This window comes from Massilibacteroides sp., from assembly GCF_028705895.1.
GTDB lineage: Bacteria > Bacteroidota > Bacteroidia > Bacteroidales > Tannerellaceae > Massilibacteroides.
Genome location: NZ_JAQWCQ010000004.1, coordinates 50,375 through 75,810, shown reverse-complemented (window position 1 = coordinate 75,810; position 25,436 = coordinate 50,375). Strand labels below are relative to the sequence as shown.

Below are 25,436 nucleotides of genomic sequence, written 5' to 3'. Positions count from 1 at the left end.
AGATATACCCCCTAATAAAGTATAGAAATAATTATTTTACAGAAATAATATAAGCGTTATATAATCCTTCAACTTATATCTTAATATTTTCAAAGCTTTTGAGATATGAAATTCTACACTTTTAACAGATAAAGAAAAGTGTTCTGCAATTTCCTGATACGTTTTATTTTCATATCGACTCATCATAAAAATTTGTCTTGTCTTTTCCGGCATCATGGCCAGCGCCTGATCAATTAGTTCCTGAGCTTCAAGACTAAATAATTCTTGTGGATCACAAGCTTCAAGTGTAGCTATACGAAGGTTGTTTACTCGTTGCATATGTTTCAGAAGATGCTGTTCCACATCCTCACGAACACGAATATGACGGAGATAATTAAGACATTTATGCTTGATTACCTCAAGTATATATGCCGGGATATTAGATTCATGAGTAAGATTATGACGATTTTTCCAATAATACATGATTGCTTCAATGGCTATGTCTTCCGCTGTTGCCTCATCATTTATATAAGTATTAGCAAAACGAACAAACAAACCATGATAATCTGCAAAAAGTTTATTAAATTTTTTTGTCTCCGTAGTCACATCCATTACTCTCTCTTTTCGTCACTAAGATAAGACAAATATATAATTCTTCCATATGTAAAAACAAAACAGAGGCCACCTTAAAAAATTAAAGATGGCCTCTGTCTCTATTTATAATACGATTCTTATTCCAAATATGTGTAGCCGTACAATCCCGAACGATAGTTAGAAAGAAACTCCCGTCCTTCTTCTACGGAGATCACTCCGGCTTTCATAGAAGATGTCACCCATGATTCAACGGTTCTTACTAATTTTTTCGGGTTATATTGCACATAGTCTAACACATCAGCTATGGTTTCTCCGTCAATTACTTGTTCTATCTTATAATTATCTTCATTAACCGAGATATGTACTGCATTCGTATCTCCGAATAAATTATGCAAGTCTCCCAGAATTTCCTGATAAGCACCGACCAAGAATACCCCCATATAATAAGGTTCTTTATTCTTCAATGGGTGTACGGGAAGGTGGTAAGCATAGTTTTTGGAGTTGATAAAGTTATCTATTTTCCCATCCGAATCACAGGTAATATCCTGTAAAGTAGCAGTCTTTGATGGTCTTTCATCCAAACGCGTCAGCGGAACAATCGGAAAAACCTGATCTATAGCCCAAGAGTCTGGTAAAGACTGGAAAAGAGAAAAGTTACAGAAGTATTTATCCGGCAACATTTTAGATATTTTGCGGAGTTCTTCAGGCGCATGTTTCATTTCAGAAGCAATCTGATATACTTCACGGGCAATCGACCAATACAATCGTTCAACCTGCGCTCTTGTCACTAAATCCAGCATCCCGAGACTAAACAAATCTAAAGCCTCTTCGCGAATCTGTTGCGCATCATGCCATGTCTCAATCAAACGGGGTTGATTCATTTCATCCCACAGTTTGTAGAGTTCACAGACTAATTCATGGGCATCATCAGGTAATTCCTGATTTTCGTCCCATTCAGGCAAGGTTGCCGTTTCAAGTACTTCAAAAATGAGAATAGAATGATGAGCTGTTAAGGAACGACCTGATTCCGTGATAATATTGGGTTGAGGTATTTCATTCTTTACACTGGCATCCACTAAAGCAGAAATAGAGTCGTTCACATACTCCTGAATTGAATAGTTCATACTGCTCTCACTACCGGATGAACGCGTTCCGTCATAATCAACTCCTAAACCACCGCCTATATCAACGAAATCAACATTATAGCCCATTTGGCGAAGTTGCACGTAAAATTGTGACGCTTCACGTAAAGCATTTTTAATACGACGGATTTTAGTGATCTGGCTGCCGATATGGAAATGAATCAAACGAAGACAATCTTCCATCTTGTTCTTTTGAAGGAAATCCAAGGCTTCCAACAATTCACTGGATGACAGCCCGAATTTACTTACATCCCCTCCGGATTCTTCCCATTTTCCGCTTCCCGAACTGGCAAGTTTAATACGGATACCGATATTGGGTCTGATCTTTAGTTTTTTGGATAATTCGGCAATCAACTTCAACTCGTTCATTTTTTCCACAACAAGGAAAATGCGCTTACCCATCTTCTGAGCAAGAAGAGCTAACTGAATATAAGGTTCATCCTTATAGCCATTACAGATAATCAATGAGTCATTGCTTGTATTGATCGCCAACACAGCATGTAATTCAGGTTTAGATCCTGCCTCAAGACCAATATTAAACTTTTTACCATGACTAACGATCTCTTCTACGACCTGGCGCATTTGATTTACTTTGATCGGATAGATTATAAAGTTTTGAGCCTCATAATTATATTCTTTAGCTGCAACCTTAAAGCAATTCGATATTTTTTCAATCCTGTTGTCCAAAATATCCGAGAAACGCACTAAAAGAGGAGCTGCCACATCCCTCAAAACCAACTCATCCATCAACTCTTTCAAATCGACTGCCGCCGCCCCTTTTTTGGGTGTTACTACAATATGTCCTTTTTCGTTAATAGAAAAATAATCCAATCCCCAACCGTTTATATTATACAACTCGGCCGAGTCTTCAATTCGCCATTTTCTCATTATCTTACACTGTAAACTAATTATAAATTAGTGCGAAATTAATAATAAACACGATATGTTTATCTTTTTGGTTTATTCTTGTTTATTTTTGTCGTTTAAATCTTATCAAATTTCAGAAACATATGTCTCCACAAAAGGATAATCAATCTATTATACACCAAGTTATACCCAACACTACGCGCCTTCGTTTAGCTATTGTCTGGAGCATTGTCGTGCTATTTAAAGTATGGGGAGAGTCGTTATTGGAAAGTTCCATCACAGCACCCATCGCCCTATTTGCATTTCTTATACTACTCTTCACAATTATCGGGGCAGCTTTCGGTGTCGTAAAAGAAGCCGATCAATTGGCACATAAACTGGGCGAACCTTACGGTACGTTAATCCTGACCTTGTCTATCGTAGCCATAGAAGTAATCCTGATTGCAGCCGTCATGGTGGGACCGGGCGAATCGCCAACTATCGGAAAAGATTCTATCTTTTCGGTCATGATGATTATTATGAACCTTATCGTCGGTATCTGTATTTTAGTTGGAGGACTTCGTTACGGAGAACAAGAATATAATGCGCAAGGGACCATGTCTTACATAGCCATGATTATCTTATTAGGTAGCATTTCTATGATCTTACCGAATTTCATTGAAGGAGCAGGCGGTGGCATGTTCAGCAGCTTACAAGCAATTACGCTTTCATTTGTTATTATTATTCTTTATGGAGTATTTCTTTTCTTTCAAATAAAAAGCTACAAACATTTATATGTACAGCCGCCTAAAGGACAGATGTCCATTCGTTTCGAAGAAAGAACAACGACAGATTTACCTGCCAGAGAAAACAACAAGCAAACAATATCAGAAAAGAAAGAAATTATAATGCGCTCAGTCTCGTTATTACTGATGATCCTGCCGATTGTTTTGTTGTCTCACAACATGGCTGTGGTAGTAGATTACGGCATTAACGCAGCAAATCTTCCAGTATCCTTGGGTGGAGTTATTATTGCGATTATTGTCTTCACTCCCGAATCCATGACCGCCATCAAAGCAGCCTACAACAATGAGTTTCAACGCACAATTAATCTTTGTCACGGAGCCTTTCTCTCCACCGTAGGATTAACAGTACCCTGCGTGCTTATCATAGGACTGATCACTGGAAAAACCGTATTATTCGGTCTGACGGCCGCAGAAACAATCCTGTTCATTATTACAATGCTATTAAGTATAACCACTTTCTTAGGCAAGCGTACCACCTCTATGACAGGAGCAATGCACCTTGCCCTGTTTATTATATATGTGATGCTTGTTTTTAATCCATAGACCATAGTTCTGTGACTTTTTCACTCCGTCTTAACACTATTCACCGGATTTTCATTGGCGACTTTCCAGCTCTGGAACGAGACTGTGGCTACTGTTATCAGGCTGACGACGGTGAAAGCCATCAGAAATACCCACCAATAAATGGGAACGCGGTAAGCGAATCCGGACAACCAGTTAACAACACCGACATATGCGACGGGAACGGCTATGATAAAGCAAACACCGACAATATACAGGTAGTTTTTATTAAACATATACAGGAGTTCGGTGGCTGTTGCACCCATGATTTTACGGATACCTATTTCTTTTCGACGGTAACCGGCTTCGAAGACGACTAATCCGAATACACCGACAATCGATAATAATATTGCCAGAAGACTGAAATAGGTAATCATCTTGCTGACTGAAAGTTCTTTTTTATACAACTGGTCGTAGATTGTGCTGTAAAACTCTACATCTACAGGATAGGTCGGATCAATATCTACCAAAACTTGCTGTATATACTCTGTTATTGTCTTATGATCGGTTCCTTCGTTGAAACGAATGTAAGAGTACAGCAGATCGCGGTTTACACCCATCAGAAAGGTCAGGTTGCTGTCTTTATTCCGAAGCGAAGTTAATTTGACATCTGTTGTAAAGGCCGGAATTATTGCTCTTCTTCCCCAGAAATCCAGACTTCCGGTTTCCATAGTATAGGCTTGTTGCATATGATGGGTAGGAATCAAGTAAAAGGAAGAATCTTGTTTGGATATACTATTTACATCCATTCCTTCCACCACATCAATTCCCATAACAGACAGGAAATTTCGAGACACATTTAGTCCGTAAATGGATATTTCCTGTTCTTTGTAGTTTAATGTCCATGTAGCATACGAATCTTGTCCGCCTAATTTTTCTGCCGAGAATGCCACATCTTCTATTTCCGGGAAACTCCGTAGTTTTTCGCGGTAAGCATCTTTGCTATTCTCATAAATATCACCGTTGATCTTGACTACAGCCACCCTGTCTTTATCAAAGCCGACCGAATAATCACGCATATAGCTATTCTGTAGTTGGATAAACACGGCAACAATAATCAGAACAATAGAGATGACAAACTGAAAACCGATCAAGGCTTTACGAAGCAGCTGACCGGATGGGGAAAGTCCGAAACTTCCCTTGAGTACCAATGCCGGCTGAAAGGAGGTCATGTAGTAGGACGGATAAAGTCCGGCTATCAAACCGAGAATTAATGAAACGCCAGCCGTTAAGAAAAGTAAAGGCAGATGATCTGTCAGACTCAAACTGACAGAAATAAAAGACAGAGCATCAATTTCACCTAATACATAAACAAAAAGTAGTGAGATCAGAAACGAGAGAAACGCTATAATCATTGCCTCAGCCAATAAGGATATACGTAAAAACGTGCCACTACTCCCCAACACTTTCTGTGTATTGATGCTCCGGATACGAAGTGGTGCAAGAGCGGTACTGAAATTGGTATAATTGATTCCGGCAATAACGACAACCAAGATGGCGACAAAGACAAGTAAACCGGTCGTAGTTTTATCTCCGCCTTTCAGAAGTCGTCCGTCAGGCGTTTCATTCAGATAATATAAGTCTGTTATCGGAGTCAGTTTTATTCCTTTTGCTTCTTGCTTACTATAGATTTTTGTAAAATCAAAATTGTTGTTGAAGTTTTCCATAACGACCGAAGCTGATTCCGGAGAATCGAGTAATAGATAACAAAAATAATTACTCGATCCCCAGTTGTTCTTATCGTATTCGGGGTCAATTGCTATATAGAGAGCATTGTTTAATTGTGCATTAGCCGGAAAATCTTTATAGACTGCACCGACAATAAAGTCGGTACGATCTATAGTCCAAATTGATTCTTCGGCATGTAGGGGTTGACCGATAGGATTTTTGTCACCAAACAACTTTGTCGCTATACTTTCCGGAATTGCGACTTCCCCCGGTTCATGTAAACAATCCGGGTTACCTTCCTGAATTTCCAATCCGAAAACTTTCGTCATATCCGGATGAACCGGCACTACGGCTTCAGTAAATCCCTTTTTATTGTCAGCGTCCTTTGTCGTAAAATAAATCTTATTCACAAACGGATTAATAAGTGTTCCGGCCTCAATATGCGGAGAAGATTGAATTATAGCTTCCACAAAAGCGCGGGGGAGAATAAATGAAAACACACCCTCGTTATTGAAGGTCACGCGATAGACCCGATCTGATGTAGCATAGTTACGATCAAAATTCCGTTCATAACTGACTTGCATCAAAATAATGATAAAAGCAGCGAAAGCGACAGACAATCCCACAACGTTCAGGAAAGTTGCCATTTTGAAACGCCTCACAATACTTAGCAAATTTCGTAGTCTTGTTTTCATTTGATTCTGTTTTTTTACTCGGTTTTAATACTATTTACCGGATTCTCATTGGCAGCCTTCCAGCTTTGGAAAGAAACGGTAGCCATGGTAATGAGGGAAACAACTAAAAAAGCGACAAGGAATACCCACCAGTACATAGGCGTTTTATATACAAAACTTTCCAACCAGGCGTGTATCAGATACCAGGTTACAGGTAATGAAAGCACAAAGCAGATACCCAATATCTTCAGATAAGTAAGGTTGAACATGGATAAGATCATACCGACGGTCGATCCCATCACTTTACGCAGTCCTATTTCTTTTTTCCGGTATTCACAGTCGAATACAACCAAGCCGAACACACCGACGATGGAGATAAATACGGCAACAAGACTAAACAACGTGATTTGTTGCGTCAGACGGTCTTCGGCTTTATATAAGTTATCCAACACTTTGTCATAGAAAAATGCATCAAAAAGTGTTTCTTCATCAAACTTATGAACCGTAGCTTTTACGTGTTGCATAGCTGCACGTAAATCGGTTCCGGCTTTTACTTTTACATACAGATAGCTGGGAATCGTTCCCCAGTTTTGTGTACCCCAAACATAAAACGCCATCGGAGATACTTCCGTACGGAAGGACGCAAATTTGATATCCGGAATGAAGCCAATTATTTCTGCAGAATCAATCATTGAATTCAATTCCAGATTGTATTTGAATCGTGCCGTTTCATTAAAGACATATGCCCCATGTCGTGTCAAAACATCCTCTTTCCGGAAATTTCGTCCTTCGGTAACCTTCACTCCTATCACATCCAGAAAAGTCGGATCTACAGGAAGGCATTGATAGTTGATGTCTTCGCCTTTATACTTTCTACCCCATCCCATATACTGATCACCACTGGAAAGCAAAGATTGCGCGTTTGAAACATTTTCTATCCCTGAAAAACTTTTCAATTCACTTGTCACAGCATCCCAACTCTCCAACAACGGGTTGCTGAAATTACAGACAATCAGTTCGTCTTTATTATATCCCAAAGGAGAATTGTGCATAAACTGGTTCTGAAGATACATAAAGAGTGCGCCAGAGATCAACGCGAAAGAGGCAAAGAACTGAATACCAATCAATCCGTTACGTAATAAACGTCCCTTGGGACTCAAGCCGAAACTCCCCTTCAATACCAATGCAGGCGAGAAAGAAGTAACATAAAAAGCAGGATACAAGCCGGCGACAATTCCTAAGGCTAAAGAAATAACAGCAGCAATAAGCACCAATTCTTTGTGCAGCAATAAGGAAGTGTCCGCACTAACCAATTCTGACAACGAAGATGCAGAGAACAAAGTAACCAACCCCAACGCAATCAAAAAAGAAGTAAAAGTAACACACACGGCCTCAATCAGCAAAGCCGTCCGCAACATCCGGTTCGTTCCTCCCAGCACCTTTTGTGTATTAATACTTTTGATTCGCATAGGTGTTAAAGCCGTACTGAAATTAGTAAAGTTGATTCCTCCGATTACGATAATAAGTAAAGCGATGGCAAACAAAACCATTACAATCTGGCGAGTAGATTTAGGGGTATAGTCATAGGTTACATCAGTCGTATAATGCAGATCCCGCAAGGGTGTGAACCGGATATTCAGAAGGTCCCAATTAGCTCCTTCACCAAAAACAGTCTGAGGATCAAAATTTTTCGTAAATGTTTCATGTACTTCCCGAGCCGACGACGGATCATCTAAGAGCAGATAGAATTCATAGTTCCAGTTTCCCCAATTAGTCGCATTCTCCTTTGGATTCATCGCACAATAGATAGCATTACTCAAAGAAGAGTTTTTTGCCATATCTTTATATACACCTTTCACAGTAACCTCTCCGTACTTCATGAAAATCTGTTTTCCTAAGCCAGACTCTCCCGGAAATAGTTTATGAGCCAGACTCTCCGGAATCAAGGCGCTCTCAGGTTCTTCCAGACTATTCACATCACCTTCAAGCATTTCAAATCCGAAAACGCGTGGCAATGAAGGGCTAACCGTGCGCATTTTCTCCTTATAGAATTGCTTCTGCCCGTCTTTCAAAACAGATACATCAGTGCGATCCCCCCCCGTATTCAAAATCGCTCCTTCCTTGACGTGTGGAGAAGATGCTATTATTTTTTCGGCGAATGGTCGGGCAATAATAGCTTGTTTTGTTCCTTCGTTAACCAGTTCTACGCGAAAGATACGATCCGCGTTGGGATGCGAGGCATCAAAATTCTGATCATAACCGACCTGCATCATGATGATCAGAAAAGCGGCAAAAGCAATCGACAAGCCCAATATATTCAATATTGTAGCCATTTTAAAGCGACGCAAGACGTATATAAAATTCCGTAATATTGTTTTCATTTTTCATCTGTTTTTGGAAAAAGCAATACTCCCGCTCTTCACAGATGGGAAGTACTTTAGTTGACTTAAAATTTGTTCACACCATAAAAACATTATACAAATTCACTCACAGAAGAAACCACTTGTCCGTCAAACAGATTAATCACACGGTGAGCAAAACTGGCATCATGCTTGGAGTGTGTTACCATGATAATCGTAGTTCCTTCTTTATTCAATTCCGTAAGTAAGTCCATCACTTCCGCTCCATTCTTACTGTCTAAGTTACCCGTAGGCTCATCGGCAAGGATAATCTTTGGATCGGAAACAACCGCACGGGCTATAGCAACACGTTGTTGCTGTCCTCCGGATAATTGTTGCGGGAAGTGTTTGGCGCGGTGACTGATATTCATTCGTTTTAATATTTCGTTCACCTTTTCTTTACGTTCCGCCGGTTTCATGTTCAGGTAGGTCAACGGCAGCTCCACATTCTCAAACACATTCAGTTCATCAATCAGGTTAAAGCTCTGGAATACGAAACCGATATTTCCCTTACGCACATTGGTACGCTCTTTTTCTTTCAGATGTCCCACTTCCTGATCTCCCAGATAATAATTTCCTTCCGTTGGATTGTCTAACAGCCCGAGAATATTCAACAACGTGGATTTACCACAACCCGAAGGTCCCATCACAGCCACAAATTCGCCGTCTTTAACTTCTAAAGACACTTTATTCAACGCAATGGTCTGTACTTCTTCTGTACGAAAAAACTTACTTAAATTTTCAATCTTAATCATGACTCTATAATTTTATTATTATTACTTCAAATTTTAATTATAAGAAAAAACAATTTACACCTACCTCTAAATCGATTTACACCTACCTCTAAATTAATTTAGACCTACCTCTAAAAAAACAAACGTATTGTATCGATTTTATTCCGCCTTTAATCGTTTAACCGGATTGCCATTTGCCGCGTAATAACTTTGTACGACAACTGCCACAAATGAGATCAACAGACAGAACAAACCGGCTCCGATGAATATAAGCGGACTTAATTCGATCCGGTAATCATAGTCAGACAACCATTTGTTCATCGCATACCAAATAATCGGACTTGCGATTACAAAAGCGATCAATACATAATTCAAAAAAGTTAAAACTAAACGCTTTAAAATCTGCATACTCGATGAACCGAACACTTTCCGGACAGCTATCTCACGGGACCGCTGCAGAATAAAATAAGTTGACATGGCAACCAATCCAAGCAAGGATATAATGATTGCTATGATAGCAAAAAGCATGACAATTTTTGAAGTCCGTTGTTGCGCTTCAAATGATTTCTGAATTTGCTCATCAAAGTACTCACCATTAAACTCCAGTCCGGTAAACTTTTCGTAAACAGCTTTTATATCTTTGTTTGCGACAAACGGATCCCCTTGTACTTCTACAATTAAATCCCAAGGATAAAAGTCCTCTAATTTATTTATACGGTAAAGTATTGGTGCTACCCGATAAGTGATATTGTATAGCTGGAAATCTTTTAAAATACCGGCAATAGAAGGTTTATTATCATAAAAGGTAAAGGTTTCGGCATCTTCGCTGATCTCTAATTCGCGAAGGGCTTGTTCCGACAGATAAAAACCGCCAGTTCCTGTATAATGATTATCCCTGATGATCTGCAAGCCTAACATATCAAAGAAAGTCTGATCACTGACAATCGACTGAAAACTGATATTCTTATTTTTCTCTTTGTATTGCATGGTGTGATTATTTCCCCGGCTAAAAGGAGTTCCTTGCGAATAAGCCACTCTTTTGACGGATGATAGTTTTTGCAATTCGTTGCCAAGGGTGACCAATTTCTCTTTACTCTCGAACAAAGGAATATCCATCAGATTCGTGGATTGATAACCTAAGGGTGCTTTAATCAGATGATCCACCTGCATAATCATGGTTATTGAGGCCGCAATCATGACGATAGTAATCACATTCTGGAAAGTTATAAAAACTTTACTAAAGCGCATCTTAGTCTTTTGCCTGAACTCACCACGTACTACATCGATTGGTTTTGAGTTGGATATGATATAAGCCGGCAAGATTCCGGATAAAGCACCGATCACGAGAATTAATCCTAAGGAAAGCAGAACTGCTCCTGTAGAAAGACTTTCTCCTATAAGAATTTTTGTTTGCAACAGATCATTGGCAAATGGAACCACAGCCATAGCCAGAAGTAAACCAATGAAAAAAGAGATAAAAGTTACTAAAGTAGATTCCATAATCAGCCGCATGAATAACTCTCCTCGTGAAGCTCCATTTAAACGACGGATCGACATTTCCTTTGCTCTGAATCCGGCCTGTGCTACCGTTAAGTTGATATAATTGATAATTGCAAAAACAAGAATCAGAATACCCACAGACAGTAATATCAGAACAAAACTTTTATCCCCCTGCATCAATCCGGGCGATTCATAATCTGAGAAATAAAACTCTTTCAAAGGCACAAAACGAACTTGGTCACACAATCCGTTTTTGTAGAGCCAGAAAATTTCTTTAAAGAAAGATTTCATATCCTCTGCCTTTGCATTTAAGTCTGCCTCTTTTCGTTTTTGAATAAAAACAACACAGCTCCCTGCATTATTAAAATGCTCACTGTCCATGCTGCTGTTAAAGAACTTTATATTATCGATCCGGATCAACACATCGGCATAGGGTATGGAGGAGTTTTTAATATCCTTCATAATTCCACTGACAGTTACATTGACAGAATCATTCAGAAAGATAGTTTTGCCGATCGGATCAACATTAGGAAAAACTTTGCGCACAAAAGATTCGGAAACAACGGCATAATCCCGGCTTTGCAATACTCCCTCTTTTGTTCCCTCCACTAACGGAAAAGAGAACATATTGAAGAAAGTAGAATCAGCGAATAATACGTCTGCATTGTGTTTTACATCATTGACAGTTACCGGTTGTTTATACCAGGTAGGAACTAAAGGACAAACTTTCTCGATTTCCGGGTACCGGTCTTTTATCCGATAAGCCAACCGGAAGGCGCTTCCAATTCCTTCTTCATTCCCTAACATATAAATCTGTTCCGCGTTTTCCTGAAACTTATCTACGGATAATTCCTGTTTCACATAGACCGTGATCAGGATCACAAACATCAGCGACAACGACAGTCCGAACACATTAATCAGTGTATAGACTTTGTTTCTGCTGAGAAACTTCAAAAAGAATTTTATATTCAACAAATTATTCATACTATATATGATTATTGATTTCTTAGACTTTCTACCGGATTTTGATTGGCTACCCGATATCCATTGATACTTACTAAAGTTAAGATGATTGAAAGTACCGCCAAACCGCAAGCGATAAACAAGAAAATAGTCAGCGAACTTTTTTCGGCAAATTGCTCCTGCCATTTTACTGCAGTGAAGTAAGCCGCAATACCTCCCAGTACAATAGCGGGTATAGCAATTTTCAATATATCTATTAAGAAAATACGTAAAATATCCAGTAAAGTTGCGCCGTTTATCCGCCTGACAGCAATTTCGGCTCTGCGACGGTTTATTTCGTCATTCGTATATCCAACCAATCCGATCAGGGAAATAAGCAGTGTTACAATACCTCCGATCATGACTGAATCACGAAATACGCGGGAGTCTTTATACAGATTTATCATCTCTTCACTGTATGGTATGACTACAAGATGCTTGTCCGGCATAGAGTTTTCCAAAACTGACGTTACCTGCTGTATTAACTCCGAATTCATCTGATGCAGACGAACAGTAATAATATTCTGAGGTTCTTTAGTATAAAGCAATACACTCGGACGCTCGTCCATATTGGCTATAGAAGAAACACGAATATCATTATATACACCCACAATACGGCGTAATTCCCATTGACTCAATCTTACTTCTTTTCCTACGGCTCCATCAGTCCAACCACACATAAGTGCCATCTTTTCTTCAAAGGATTTACTGACTACAATATCTCCTTCTGCACTATTTTCATCGAATGCCTTTCCTGACATAATGGGGATTTGCAATAACTTAAAGTAATTTATGTCCGCATCTTCCATATCTGCAAAATTGAACAGTTCTTCATCTCTACCGGGAAGAGAAACATTATTTCCTGACATTCCCTGAAAAGGCAAAGTCGATGAGGTAGCTACCATATCTACACCCGGAATACGACTTAATTCATTAATTGCCTGTTGTCGTCTTTCCTTGTTAGTACCAAAGGTTTCACAATAAACCACGTTCTCGTAATTATATCCGGGATTATCATTGACCATCAGGGTATATTGACGACCAATAATCACAAGCAGAGTAACCAGAAATGCACAAGCAATAAACTGGATAAACAACAATCCCAATTTCCAGTTCCGACGGGACTCGCGGTAATTACGAAACGCAACAGCAACAGGGATACGTGCAAATAATTGGGCCGGAATTAATCCTGCTAACAGATAAACAAGTACACATACACCCAACAGCAGTAAGCAAGCCTCCCAAGACAACAAGGCGATTAAGGATGTACCCAATAATTCTTTTACAATAGGCTGGCAAGCAGCAACAAGTAAAACAGCCGTTATTATGGAGATCGTAAGATGTACTGTGGTTTCGGCCAACATCAGAGATGTGATATTTTTACCCGAAGCACCATAACATTTATAAACCGCCACTTCTTTTGAACGACCAACCAATGTGGAAATAACAATCAGAATATAGTTCATTACTGCAGTAAACAACAAGGCAAAGGCAAGTAATCCTAATAAAAGAGACATACGTTTCACATTCTGATCTGCGGAATGGATGGTTAGCAAGGGATTTAGCGTATAATAAATATCCATACCCAATTTTTTCAACTTTTCCATCGGTTGATGTCTGGTTTGCATTTCATGCATTGACGCGGCTATAGACTCAGGTGTTACCCCTTTTGATAAACGGACATAAGCCGAATAACGGTCATTACCCAACCAATTCATCGAGCCGTCCCACATAAACTCACCGATCGAAGACATAGAAATTGCCACATCATAACGATAGTGCGAGTTTTCGGGTATATCGTCAAAGATAGCTCCGATAGTCATGATCTTACCGGGATACGTATCCATTTCTATTGTTTTCCCGATCACATCCGAACCGATCTTATCGGCAATACTTTTAGATACGATCACATACATCGGACGAGACAATGTTTGCTTCACATCACCGGCGAGAACAGGACGCGGAAGCACATCAAACAGACAGGAATCAGCAAGAATAAAATTGCCGGAATAATTGCGTTTATCGTCTGTTGTATAGAAGATCGCATCTTGTAATCCAAGATTAGTAAAGCGAGTTCCGGCTTCTACTTCCGGTAATTCTTCACGCATTCCAACGGCTATGGCACCGCTAACACGGTTATGCCACCCGGGCTCATCATCATCTGCCTTTGTAAAATTCTCAGTCAGATGATAAACCCGGTCTCCATCCGGATAGAAATTATCAAACGTCTGCTCAAAATAGACTTTAGCGATCAGTACCAAGCCCATCGCCAAGCCTACGGCTAATGACAGTATCTTGATATGATTGTTACGTCCTTTCTTAAACAGGGAGCGAAATGCTAATACTAATTCTTTATTCATCTTATCAATCTTGTTTTAAGATCGTTACCGGATTTACGGATAATGCCCGCAAGGTTACTCCTGAAGTGGTCAGTAAAGCGGTTATCGCCTGAATCAAAACAGGAACAACAAATATCACCCAGTTCAGCGTTATCGCGTTATCGTATTGTTTAAATAAATCATGCGCTATCAGATAAGTTACAGGTGCAGCCAGAACGCCGGCAATAAATACCCACTTGATTACATTTATAGACAGCAACTTGAATATAGAACTGCGGCTGGCTCCGTTGATACGCCTCAACCCGATTTCCTTCGTGCGCCGTATTGTGGAATAAAGATGCATCGCCATCAACCCCAACATCGCTATAAAAACAGAGAGAACAGAGGCTATCAATATGATCCGTTCATTGATCTTCATTTCTTTGAATTTATCGGCATACAAATCGGCACTCCATACCGCATTGAGTGTGAAGTTCGGATCGAACTCTTTCAACACATTTGCGATTGTTTGTTCCGCATCCATTCGGTTAATGCCTTCCCTTACTTTCAGATACAGTAAAGACGGATATCCTACTCGCGTAAGCATAATCGGTTCGATCTTATTCACCGGATTGCCATAGTAAAAGTCCTTTACCACACCGATTATTTTCATCTTTCTTCTATAATAAATATCTTGTCCGACAACCGGCGATTCCAAACCTAAAGCTTTAATTGCCTCTTCATTAAGCACGATCTGCGGAATACTGTCGTGCGTCGTTTCCTTATAAAATTCGCCTTCTGCTAATTGAAAATTCATCAACTCGCATAATCCCGGCAACATCCTGTATTCATTTACAGCTAAAGAAGAAGGATCTGACTCCAAAAGCTTTATACCTTGTCCACTTGTTCCTCCACCTACCTGATGCGATCCTCCACTTACCATTATTATATCAGGATTAGCCAATAACTCCTGTTTAACAGCAGCATAACTTCCGGAAACCGCCCGATTACCATAGACCATCACTACATTTTCAGGGGAATAACCTAATGGTAAATTCTGCAGAAACATTATCTGTTGGTAAAAGATCAGAATAAATGAGATTAAAATAATGGAAAGAAACGATTGGAAAACCACCACTACCACATTTAATCGTTGTTTTGAAAAACGGATTTGCTTATTCAGAATAGCCAACGGATTAAATCGGCTCAAATAAAAGGAAGGATAGAAAGCCGCCAACACAATCGTTAAAAGGAAAAGTAAGATTCCTCCAAACATAAACAATGGAGTAAGAAGCTGGCTTGAATCTATTTCCCTGTTAACCAATTCTGAGAAATAAGGCATCAGGTAAAGCATCAATAAAAAGCCAATAACAAAAGCAAGACTTACAACAACCGTTATTTCTGAAAAGAATTGTTTCACAATATTCGGGATCTGCGCACCTAAGGTTTTACGTACACCAATCTCTTTCATGCGTGTTTCTCCCTGTGCCATAAACAGATTGATAAAGTTCGTCACGGCCAGAATCAAAATAAATACAGCCAAAACCGTAAGTAGCCAAACAAATTTCATATTGCTTTGCTTGCCCCAGAAATTTTGCACATCCGATTTCAGGTAAATATCTGTAAGTAAAAATGTTTTAGCGTTTATTTCTGCTCCAAACTGTGCTCCGAATGGTTCAAGTATTTTTTCATATTCTGCGACAATAGCTTTTCTTGCTTCAGAAACAGAAACTGATTCATTAACTAAGTAATAGGTATAGAACTCCAACCCCGCACCATCAATCCAATTCATTCGCTTGATATTTCCCAACGCCTCAAAGTTCAAAGAGGTATTATAAGGATAGGCTTCAACAACTCCGGAAACAACAAAAGTGTCCCGATCTGTTCTTAGCTCCTTACCCATTGCTTCGTGGATATCTCCAAATATTGCTTCTGCCTTTTCTTTTGTCAACACAAGTGAACGAAGATCTGTCAAAGCTGTTTGCGGAGTACCTTCTAAAAATTTCATCTGAAAAACGTCGAAATAATCAGCATCAGCTAATTTCGTCTGAATATTGGGATAACGCTCCTGACCATTAGTAAATTCAGAAGCTCCCCAATTATAAAGTTGTACAGCAGCTTCTACAGCTGGTACTTTTTCCGGCAATTCGGTATAGGCTTTACGCAGGTTTATCGGATATTTCTCCGATCTGTCGGCCGTTTCAATTTGAGTAGTCAGCCAAACGATACGTTCATTATTCGCGATATGTTTATCATAACTTAATTCGTTAACAACAAATAGTATAAGCAAAATAGAAACAGCCAACCCTATGGATAAACCGATAATGTTTATCCATAAGAAAAGACCTGTTTTTTTATATAATCTGAAAATATTCATACTAGAATTTATTGAAGGATCAGCACCTCATTGTCTTTGTAATTTTCATAGTTAGAGATAACAACACGTTCGCCCGGTTCAAGTCCGTCCAGCACTTCATAGAATTGTGGGTTCTGACGACCGATTTTGATTTTACGACGAGTTGCTTTTTTGCCATCTTTATCAACAACAAATATCCAGCTTCCTCCCGTAGTCTGGAAGAATGTTCCGCGAGGAATAATCACACTTTCTGTAGGTAACCCCAATTGTAAATTGATATAATAGGTCTGACCGCTACGAATATTATCCGGACGTTCGCCGGCAAAGACCAACTCGGTACGAAACTTGCCATCACGTACTTCAGGGAATACCTTGCGTACAGTCAACGCATATTTCTTATCCTGACGTTCAAAAGCGGCATCCAGACCTTGTTTTACACGATCAATATAATGTTCGTCTATCATAGCCTCGATCTTATAATCAGACAAGTCATTGATCTGACCAATCTTTTGTCCGGTAGAGACATTTTGTCCCAATACGACATCCAACAGACCTAACTCACCATCTATTTGCGAACGAATGTTCAGGTGTTCCTTACGTTCACGAATCAGTAATACATTCTGGCGCATATTAGATAAGTTGTCTTCCATCTGATCCATCTGTATAGAACGATAGATAGAATCCTGACGAAGCCGCTCAATAATAAGCGCATGTTTTTGTTTGGCGAGATCATAATCTTCTTTGGCCTGCAAATATTCTTCCTTAGCAATCAGACTCTCTTTATACAATTGTTCCTGTTGTTTAAAAGCCCTCAGCTTACGCTGAATATCCAAATCTAATTGCAGTTTTTCAGTCTTATTATTCAGCTTATCCTGTTCCATGGTCACCTGTGTATTTCTTAGGAAGTTTTGCTTTTCAGCTAAGTCGGCTTCCGCGTTCAGAATCTGCAAATCCAATCCGGAATTACTCAGACGAACGATCACGTCTCCTTTCTTTACCTGCGCACCTTCTTCCACTACTTTTTCCTGCACAATCCCCCCCTCTTCGGGACTAAGTTGTACAACAGTGATTGGCTGTACCTGTCCGTCCACACGCACGAAATCATTAAATTCCGATTTCGTTACATCTCCGATATTTACGTTTCTGGAATCGACTTTTAGGGTAGACGAATGATCCCCGAAAATTATCCATCCCACTAATATCAGGAATAATGCACCTCCGACAACATAAGGAATGTGTTTCTTCTGAATACCTTTCTTTTTTTCTAATTGTATATCCATGATTGTATTTTTTATATTTTTCTTATCCGTTTGTTATTTCTGTACTAATTCACCCCCTTTATAATAATCGACCTGTCGTACTTTGACAATGTACAGCAAGCGTCTTTGTAAGAGGTTTACTTTGGATTGAATCAGTTGATTCGCACTTGTCTGCAAATCAAGCGAGCTCATCAGTCCTTCTTCGAATTTTCTCAAGGTCAACTGATACGCCAATTGGTTTGCATTGACTTGCTTCTCCATCTGGATCATTTCTTTCAGATAGCCATCACGATCAGCAACTGCTTTTTCGATCGTAATTTGCAGCTGACGTAAAGTTTCCGTTTGTTGTTCGGCAGCAATCCGCATGTTATTACGGGCGCGACGTATAGTAGTTCGATTCTCAAAACCATCAAATAGCGGGATACTGATATTCAAACTAATATATTCCCCACGGTTATTTTTGAACTGCGACTTGAAAGCTGCCGGATCGGCTGCTCCGGAAGATAGATTCTCAAAGTAATTAGTTGAGACACCTGCCGACAAAGAAATCGTTGGAAACAAACGCCCTTTCGCTATAAGATGCTGCAACTTATTATTCTTTAAAGTAAGTGCCGCCTGTTGCGCCAAAGGATTATTCTCTGAAGCATAAGCAAAAATAGCATCGGTTGATTCAGGTTGAAATGTATATTCCTGAGTGGTAAGAGTCGTATCCAGTTCCAATGAAAGACCTGCATCATAATTCATATATTCTTTCAGCGTTAGCAATGCCGTATTATACATGTTTTCCTGATGCGTAAGGTCATAATCATCCGAAGCAACCTGCGCTTCGATCTGCGCAACATCGGCTTTACCTTTCAATCCAAGTTCTTCCTGGCGTTTCGTTTTATAGAGTAATCGTGAACTTTCTTCTAATTTTTCAGCGGCCAATTTCGCCGTTCCCTGATAAAACACCACATCAATATACGCCTGCATCGTATTGATTGCTAATTCATCTTCCGTCTGACGTACAGTCTGTTTCCCCAGCAAACGATTTACTTTGGATAATTTCCACTGATTAATAAGACGACCACCATAAAATATGGGAAGAGAAGAAGAGATAGAATAACCGTTATTAAAGGTTGAAGTGTTACTATATGTATTTGTCTCCGGATCAATGGAACGACCATAGTTTAATTGCGCCCCGACATTTGCAGTCAATGAAGGAAGAAAAGAACCGAAAGCCGAAAGTTGTTCCGCCTTATACGTATCATTCGTATGAAGCGCTTTCTTTACTTTCGTACTATTCTCCACCGCATATTTCATACACTCATCCAGCGTCCAGACTTTTTCCTGAGCAAAAGAAAGACTTCTTAAGCCCACCAAAACCATTACTATATATATTTTCTTTTTCATATCCATTTGCCTTACTCCTTATTTAATCCAAAGCCCGTGCCAAAACGACAAAGCATCTATAAATCAAATAATTAACAAAACAGCAAAATTTCAATAGTGTCCATTTTTTTGACACTATTGTATAGTTTTTTGACAACGATCATATCAAGAAGACTAAAGCACTCACCAAAGACAAGAGTAGAGTCTTTGGAGGGAAAGACTATACTCTTTTTCTTCAAAGACTATACTCTTTGCAAAAAATGCCTCTGGGGTGACCTTTAATCCAGATTAGAATGCTGACCTTTTTTGGGGCCGATATACTCTTTTCCACACGTTTTTTGCTAAATTCGGAGCTTAATTAGACAATTCGACTAATAATGCCGGATTGTAAAATCATGATTCAAAAAATAAACATGAACGAAGAAATAAAAGAAAAGATAATCTCACGCGCTGAAAGTAATCCTTTTGTACGTCATTTAGGCGTAAAGTTTACCTCCATTGAAGATGGAGCTATCGAAGCAAAGATGACACTAAAACCTGAATTCAAGCAATATAGCGGAGTTATTCATGGCGGAGTATTGGCTTCTTTAGCAGATACGGTTGCCGGTTTTGCAGCTTATACGATGACTCCAACAGAGAAAGACGTTTTAACAGCTGAATTAAAGACATCCTTTCTCCGTGCAGCTTGGGGAGACGAACTGATAGCGAAAGGATTTGTGATCAAACCGGGAAGAAATATTCACTTCAGTGAATGTGAAATTTATTGTGACGGGAAACTTGTGTGCAAGGCCTCCGGCACTTTTTGCGTTGTTCATCCGCAGGTTTGAAAGACTACTTTTTTGCTTTTACCCCATGGTTATTTTTCTAAAAAGCACTAAGGTCTATTGCAAATCTCACACCGATTTTGTCATATTTCAAATCATTAAACGAGCTGAAAACACCAATATTCAACAACTTCCCCAAGCCAACCGAATAGCCTACTTCCATATAATTTTTTTTATTGGGAGTATATAAATATTTAGCACCAATGGTTTCACCAAAAACTTTTCCCTGCAAAAAAGGAAGACGTTTTAACAGGATATATTGACTATAGTAATTTACGTTGCCTGCTACCCAATGCTCGTTAGTGGAATGGGTGTAGTAGTCCAGCAACATATACGAATCAAAACTATTTTTACCGGTAAACATCAGATCAGAAGTATTGAAATGTTTATAATCGGCAAAATTCATTTGTTGACGAGAACCAAGAAAAGTTCCGGCGTTCAAAGAGTAGAGAAAAGTACTGAACAGTCCGGTTTTCACAGACTGCTTTATGTTGGCTTCCAGAAATTGGGATCTTTTATTATCTGAATTGTTCATCGGATGATTCTGACTGAAAGAGAGACCTATTGTCGGAGAGTTGGTTCGTCGATAAATTTTTCGTCCATCATAAAATTCGTAATATTGATTAAAGGTATATTCCAAACCAAGATCGTAACGGACACGGTCAAAATGTGAATCTGTCACTAAATTAGAAGTTATTCTATCTTTCTTTGCGAACAGGACATTCGAAGTTGTATTCTCCAGACTGCGCCTTTTAGACAGATCCACTTCTACTGTTAAACGTAGGGCATGCGCTAATTCTATTTTATTTTTCATTCGAATATAATCGTTCTGGTACAACATAGAACGATTCCTACCCCATAAAAAGGAGTTTAATGCATTCTCAATCCGCAATGCACCTTCCGGATTATAATCGCTCGTTGTACTTCCTGCCGACAATTCTACCTTTCCTAAACGTCGCGGTGCATAACCCAATGTTAACACCCCTTCCCAAAGAACACGTTTACGAGAAGTAACATAGTAAATTGAAGGAATAAAATGAAGCGGCCGGTGTTTATTAATATTGATACCCAAATCAAAGCGTTGCCCAAGCCAGAAGCCGTCCACAAAATTATATTCCGGTATAATACGAAGTAAACCACCGTAATTAAGAGAGAAAAGAGTTGAGTCTCCTCCTATCTTTCCCCCGTCCAGCAAACTCTTTAATTCAAACTTAGTGTTATGATAATTCTTCCGTATTGAATCAGTAAAAGCCTGAATAGAATCTTTTCTCTTGTAGCTCAACAGTTCGTCTTTTGAAAGCGGCAGTGTTCTTATTTCGTCCCAGAAAATAGAATCGCGGGATTTTGCCAAAGAATCCGATTTTACGACATAAGCTGTATCCGGTTTTATTTCCAAACTGCGTTTTTCTTTCTTCTTTTTCTCCTGGAGGATAATCGAATCGTTCTGCAATACGTCGATAAATTTAGTGGAAGAAAGATAACTTGCTTCTGCTTTCACTCCCATCAGGCTGATAGCCGACTCTATCTGATAAGTAGTTGGCAAATAAATCGATTCAGCCACAGGATCATATGTAATCGTGTAAATCTGAGTAGAACCCATCACTTTTTGATGAAGTTCTGCAAAACGAATATTCCATTCATCATCGGCAATATAGATATAACCGGAAACAAATAAGGGGTCGTTTAATTTCGGAATGATCCGGATTTTATTAATCACCTGGCCATCTTCTTCAAGAAAACCGTCGTAACGAAAACGATAATAAGAAAAAGCTTTAGGATGTAAGGGGGAAGTCAATCCGGCAAAAGTAGGCTGATACAAGGAACTCTTCGTTATCCGAAATACTTCTTCTGGATTCATATTATCCGGGATAGTACTGCTAAAACCCTTTACCGTCTGTTCATATTTATCCGGTGTGGTAAACCGGATTTCATTAAATGACTCCTGCATAAACAACTTATTCTTATAGTCATTCAGATTTATTCCGTCATCCGTTTCCATTTTCATCCCGGGTATTTTAGGTAGTGCAAGCAACTTAAGCTTCACTTTCTGATAAACCTCAGAATGGTATGATTTGATTTGTTGGGCGTGGAATGGAGCTTTGGCGATGGCCTGTCGCATAATTTCATAAGCGGGATCCTCATCACCGGTCACGACTACTTCTCCTAAAGAAAACGATTTTTCTTTCAGTATTACTTCCACAACAACCTCTTCGCTATCAGAAACATGAATTTTCTTTTGCTCCGTTTCATAACCCAAAGAACGAAATTCAACCCAATAATCTCCCACCTCCATATTAATCTGGAATGCTCCGTCTTCATTACAAACAATACCCTGCATGGTCTCACGAATATATACTGTACTACCAGGGATAGGTTGTCCGGATAGATCCGTAATACGTCCTTTAATTTTTTGGGCGAAAAGAGGAAATACTGAGATTAAAAAACAAATGGAGAAAAGAATTTGACGCTTCGTCATCATCGAGTCATTTATTATTGAAAAACAAACTTAAATGCTGTTTGAGTTAATAAAAGTATAGTCAACGTTAATTTGCGATAACAATACAATTAATGAAGATCTTAAAAACACAAAATCCCGGATTCAACACCGGGATTTTGTATAATTAGAATATTGCAGAGTATATTATCTCTGTGTCAACCAATATATTATTCAATAGCTGCTTGCGCTGCCGCCAAGCGAGCAATAGGCACACGGAAGGGAGAACAAGATACGTAGTTCAGACCAACGCGATGGCAGAACTTAACAGAAGATGGTTCACCTCCATGTTCGCCACAAATACCACATTTCAGATCAGGACGGATTGATCGGCCTTTTTCTGTAGCCATACGAACCAATTGCCCTACCCCTTTTTGATCTAAAACCTGGAATGGATCGACTTTCAGAATCTTCTTTTCCAGATATACAGGCAAGAAGGACGCAATATCATCACGTGAATAACCGAAAGTCATCTGAGTTAAGTCGTTCGTTCCGAAAGAGAAGAACTCTGCAGAAGAAGCAATACGATCAGCTGTCAAGGCTGCACGAGGAATTTCAATCATTGTTCCAACATGGTATTCAATACGATCTCCCTTTTCAGCAAATAAGGTTTCGGCCGTTTTACGAATGACAGCTTCCTGTTCCTTAAACTCATATAGAATACCCGTCAAAGGAACCATTATTTCAGGTTTAGACACTATACCTTCCTTCTTCAGCTCAAGTGCAGCTCCCAATATAGCACGCGTCTGCATTTCAGTTATTTCAGGATATGTATTCCCCAAACGACAACCACGATGACCTAACATAGGATTTTGTTCGCTCAACGAATTAACACGTTGTTGAATCACTTCGATAGACACGCCCATCGCTTTAGCCATATCTTCCTGACCTTTCAGATCGTGGGGAACAAACTCGTGCAAGGGAGGATCAAGAAGACGAACAGTCACAGGGAAACCACCCATTGCCTTAAATATACCTTTAAAGTCGGCTTGTTGGTAAGGTAGAATCTTTGCTAATGCTTTCTTACGACCTTCCGCATTTTCAGCCAAGATCATCTCACGCATAGCTTTAATCTTTTCACCTTCAAAGAACATATGCTCCGTACGGCACAATCCGATACCTACTGCGCCAAACTTACGGGCAATTTCTGCGTCATGCGGCGTGTCTGCATTTGTTCTTACCTGTAGCTTAGTATATTTGTCGGCCAATTTCATCAGATCATCGAAATCACCTGACACTTCAGCCGCTATCGTTTCGACTTTTCCGTCATACACCTCTCCGGTTGTACCATTGATAGAAATAAAGTCACCTTCCTTCAGAACTTTACCATCTATCTCTATTGTTTTCTTCTTATAATCTATATTTAACCCTCCGGCTCCCGACACACAGCATTTACCCATACCGCGAGCAACAACAGCCGCGTGAGAAGTCATACCTCCACGAGCAGTCAGAATACCCTCTGCAACCGCCATACCGGCCAAATCTTCAGGAGAGGTCTCAATACGTACTAACACAACCTTACGTCCATCTTCCGCCCATTCCGTAGCATCATGCGCAAAAAACACGATCTGTCCCGTTGCAGCACCCGGAGAAGCAGGTAATCCTTTTACCAGAACTTTGGCTTTTGATAAAGCTTTTTTATCGAAAACAGGGTGTAGTAGTTCATCCAACTTATTAGGTTCAACACGATTAAGCGCTGTTTTCTCATCAATCATACCCTGTTTCAATAAATCCATGGCAATTTTCACCATAGCAAACCCGGTACGTTTACCACTACGAGTCTGCAAGAACCAAAGTTTTCCTTCCTGAACCGTAAATTCCATATCCTGCATATCCCGATAATGGTTTTCCAGTTTTGTCTGAATTGCATCTAATTCCTTATATACTGCCGGCATAGCCTCTTCCATGGACGGATATTTAGCGGCACGTTCTTCTTCAGAAATACTTGCACGCTCAGCCCAACGTTGTGAACCGATTTTAGTAATCTGCTGAGGAGTACGGATTCCGGCCACAACATCCTCCCCTTGCGCATTAATCAGGTATTCACCATTAAACAGATCCTCACCATTACCGGCATCCCGAGAAAAACAAACCCCCGTGGCAGAAGAATCTCCCATATTACCAAATACCATCGCCTGAACATTAACTGCCGTACCCCATTCTGCAGGTATTCCTTCCATTTTACGATACAAAATAGCACGATCATTCATCCAGGAATCAAACACGGCACAGATAGCTCCCCAAAGTTGCTCATAAGCACAAGTAGGAAAATCCTGACCTGTTTGTTTCTTTACTGCCGCTTTGAATCTTACAACCAATTCTTTCAGGTCGTCAACAGTTAATTCATTGTCTAACTTTACTCCTTTTTCTTCCTTAACCTCTTCAATAATTTCTTCAAACGGATCAATCGCTTCTTTATCTTCTGGTTTCATTCCCAGAACTACGTCACCATACATTTGTACAAAACGACGGTACGAATCCCATGCGAAACGAGCGTTACCGGTTTTACGAATCAGACCTTCCACTACCTCATCATTCAATCCTAAGTTCAGGATTGTATCCATCATACCGGGCATGGATGCACGTGCACCAGAGCGTACAGAGACTAATAGAGGATTGTCAACGTCACCGAATTTAGAATTCATTAATTGTTCTATATTGGTTACAGCATTTTCAACTTCATTGGTCAATAATTCTACAACTTTATCCTTACCAAGATCAAAATACTCCGCGCAAACATCAGTGGTAATTGTAAAACCCGGAGGAACCGGTACTCCTATCAAATTCATTTCGGCAAGATTTGCCCCTTTGCCACCCAGCAGATTTTTCATATCCGCTTTCCCTTCGGCCTTTCCATTCCCAAAGGTGTACACTCTTTTCTTTTCCATAATCAAACAGTTATTATTAGA

General features: G+C 39.6%; 14 protein-coding genes. 2 read left to right on the top strand and 12 right to left on the bottom strand.

Annotated elements, in window-relative coordinates; translation table 11 throughout:
• Positions 1-36 precede the first annotated feature (36 nt).
• Both PHT93_RS01915 and speA read right to left on the bottom strand, forming a co-directional pair.
• Entirely contained in the window at positions 37-591 is a 555-nt protein-coding gene (locus PHT93_RS01915) for an RNA polymerase sigma-70 factor (RefSeq protein ID WP_300238812.1), read from the bottom strand.
• Positions 592-710: 119 nt separating this feature from the next.
• Positions 711-2,603: a biosynthetic arginine decarboxylase gene (gene speA, locus PHT93_RS01910; protein WP_300238810.1), complete on the bottom strand. Its 1,893-nt coding sequence runs from the start codon at positions 2,601-2,603 to the stop codon at positions 711-713.
• 122 nt (positions 2,604-2,725) lie between these two features.
• Between speA and PHT93_RS01905 the strand changes: the two genes are divergently transcribed.
• Positions 2,726-3,910 carry a hypothetical protein gene (locus PHT93_RS01905; RefSeq protein ID WP_300238807.1) on the top strand — a complete coding sequence of 395 codons (1,185 nt, stop codon included), beginning with the start codon at positions 2,726-2,728 and terminating at the stop codon, positions 3,908-3,910.
• A gap of 20 nt (positions 3,911-3,930) precedes the next feature.
• On the opposite strand, the gene PHT93_RS01900 is transcribed toward PHT93_RS01905, so the two are convergent.
• From PHT93_RS01900 to PHT93_RS01865, 8 genes are all read right to left on the bottom strand, one after another.
• Positions 3,931-6,291 carry an ABC transporter permease gene (locus PHT93_RS01900; RefSeq protein ID WP_300238805.1) on the bottom strand — a complete coding sequence of 787 codons (2,361 nt, stop codon included), beginning with the start codon at positions 6,289-6,291 and terminating at the stop codon, positions 3,931-3,933.
• 14 nt (positions 6,292-6,305) lie between these two features.
• Complete coding sequence (locus PHT93_RS01895) at positions 6,306-8,651, bottom strand: ABC transporter permease (RefSeq protein ID WP_300238802.1); 2,346 nt, start codon at positions 8,649-8,651, stop codon at positions 6,306-6,308.
• Positions 8,652-8,743: 92 nt separating this feature from the next.
• Positions 8,744-9,424 carry an ABC transporter ATP-binding protein gene (locus PHT93_RS01890; RefSeq protein WP_300238800.1) on the bottom strand — a complete coding sequence of 227 codons (681 nt, stop codon included), beginning with the start codon at positions 9,422-9,424 and terminating at the stop codon, positions 8,744-8,746.
• A gap of 138 nt (positions 9,425-9,562) precedes the next feature.
• Positions 9,563-11,887 (bottom strand): ABC transporter permease, encoded by a 2,325-nt coding sequence (locus PHT93_RS01885; RefSeq protein ID WP_300238798.1) that lies wholly within the window; start codon positions 11,885-11,887, stop codon positions 9,563-9,565.
• An 11-nt stretch (positions 11,888-11,898) separates the two neighbouring features.
• Entirely contained in the window at positions 11,899-14,265 is a 2,367-nt protein-coding gene (locus PHT93_RS01880; RefSeq protein ID WP_300238795.1) for an ABC transporter permease, read from the bottom strand.
• A 4-nt stretch (positions 14,266-14,269) separates the two neighbouring features.
• Positions 14,270-16,600, bottom strand: a complete 2,331-nt coding sequence (locus PHT93_RS01875; RefSeq protein ID WP_300238792.1) for an ABC transporter permease — start codon at positions 16,598-16,600, stop codon at positions 14,270-14,272.
• Positions 16,601-16,608: 8 nt separating this feature from the next.
• A complete protein-coding gene (locus PHT93_RS01870; protein ID WP_300238789.1) occupies positions 16,609-17,859 on the bottom strand; it encodes an HlyD family efflux transporter periplasmic adaptor subunit in 1,251 nt (416 codons plus the stop codon).
• Between the two features lie 33 nt (positions 17,860-17,892).
• Positions 17,893-19,230, bottom strand: a complete 1,338-nt coding sequence (locus PHT93_RS01865) for a TolC family protein (RefSeq protein ID WP_300238787.1) — start codon at positions 19,228-19,230, stop codon at positions 17,893-17,895.
• Between the two features lie 392 nt (positions 19,231-19,622).
• Here PHT93_RS01865 and PHT93_RS01860 point away from each other — a divergent pair, with 392 nt between their 5' ends.
• Positions 19,623-20,036, top strand: a complete 414-nt coding sequence (locus PHT93_RS01860) for a PaaI family thioesterase (RefSeq protein ID WP_300238785.1) — start codon at positions 19,623-19,625, stop codon at positions 20,034-20,036.
• A 37-nt stretch (positions 20,037-20,073) separates the two neighbouring features.
• Here the strand turns inward: PHT93_RS01860 and PHT93_RS01855 are convergent, their stop codons facing one another.
• Positions 20,074-22,512, bottom strand: coding sequence for a DUF5686 and carboxypeptidase regulatory-like domain-containing protein (locus PHT93_RS01855; RefSeq protein ID WP_300238783.1), 2,439 nt, complete (start codon positions 22,510-22,512; stop codon positions 20,074-20,076).
• 185 nt (positions 22,513-22,697) lie between these two features.
• Positions 22,698-25,415, bottom strand: coding sequence for a pyruvate, phosphate dikinase (ppdK, locus tag PHT93_RS01850; RefSeq protein ID WP_300238781.1), 2,718 nt, complete (start codon positions 25,413-25,415; stop codon positions 22,698-22,700).
• Positions 25,416-25,436: the final 21 nt, after the last annotated feature.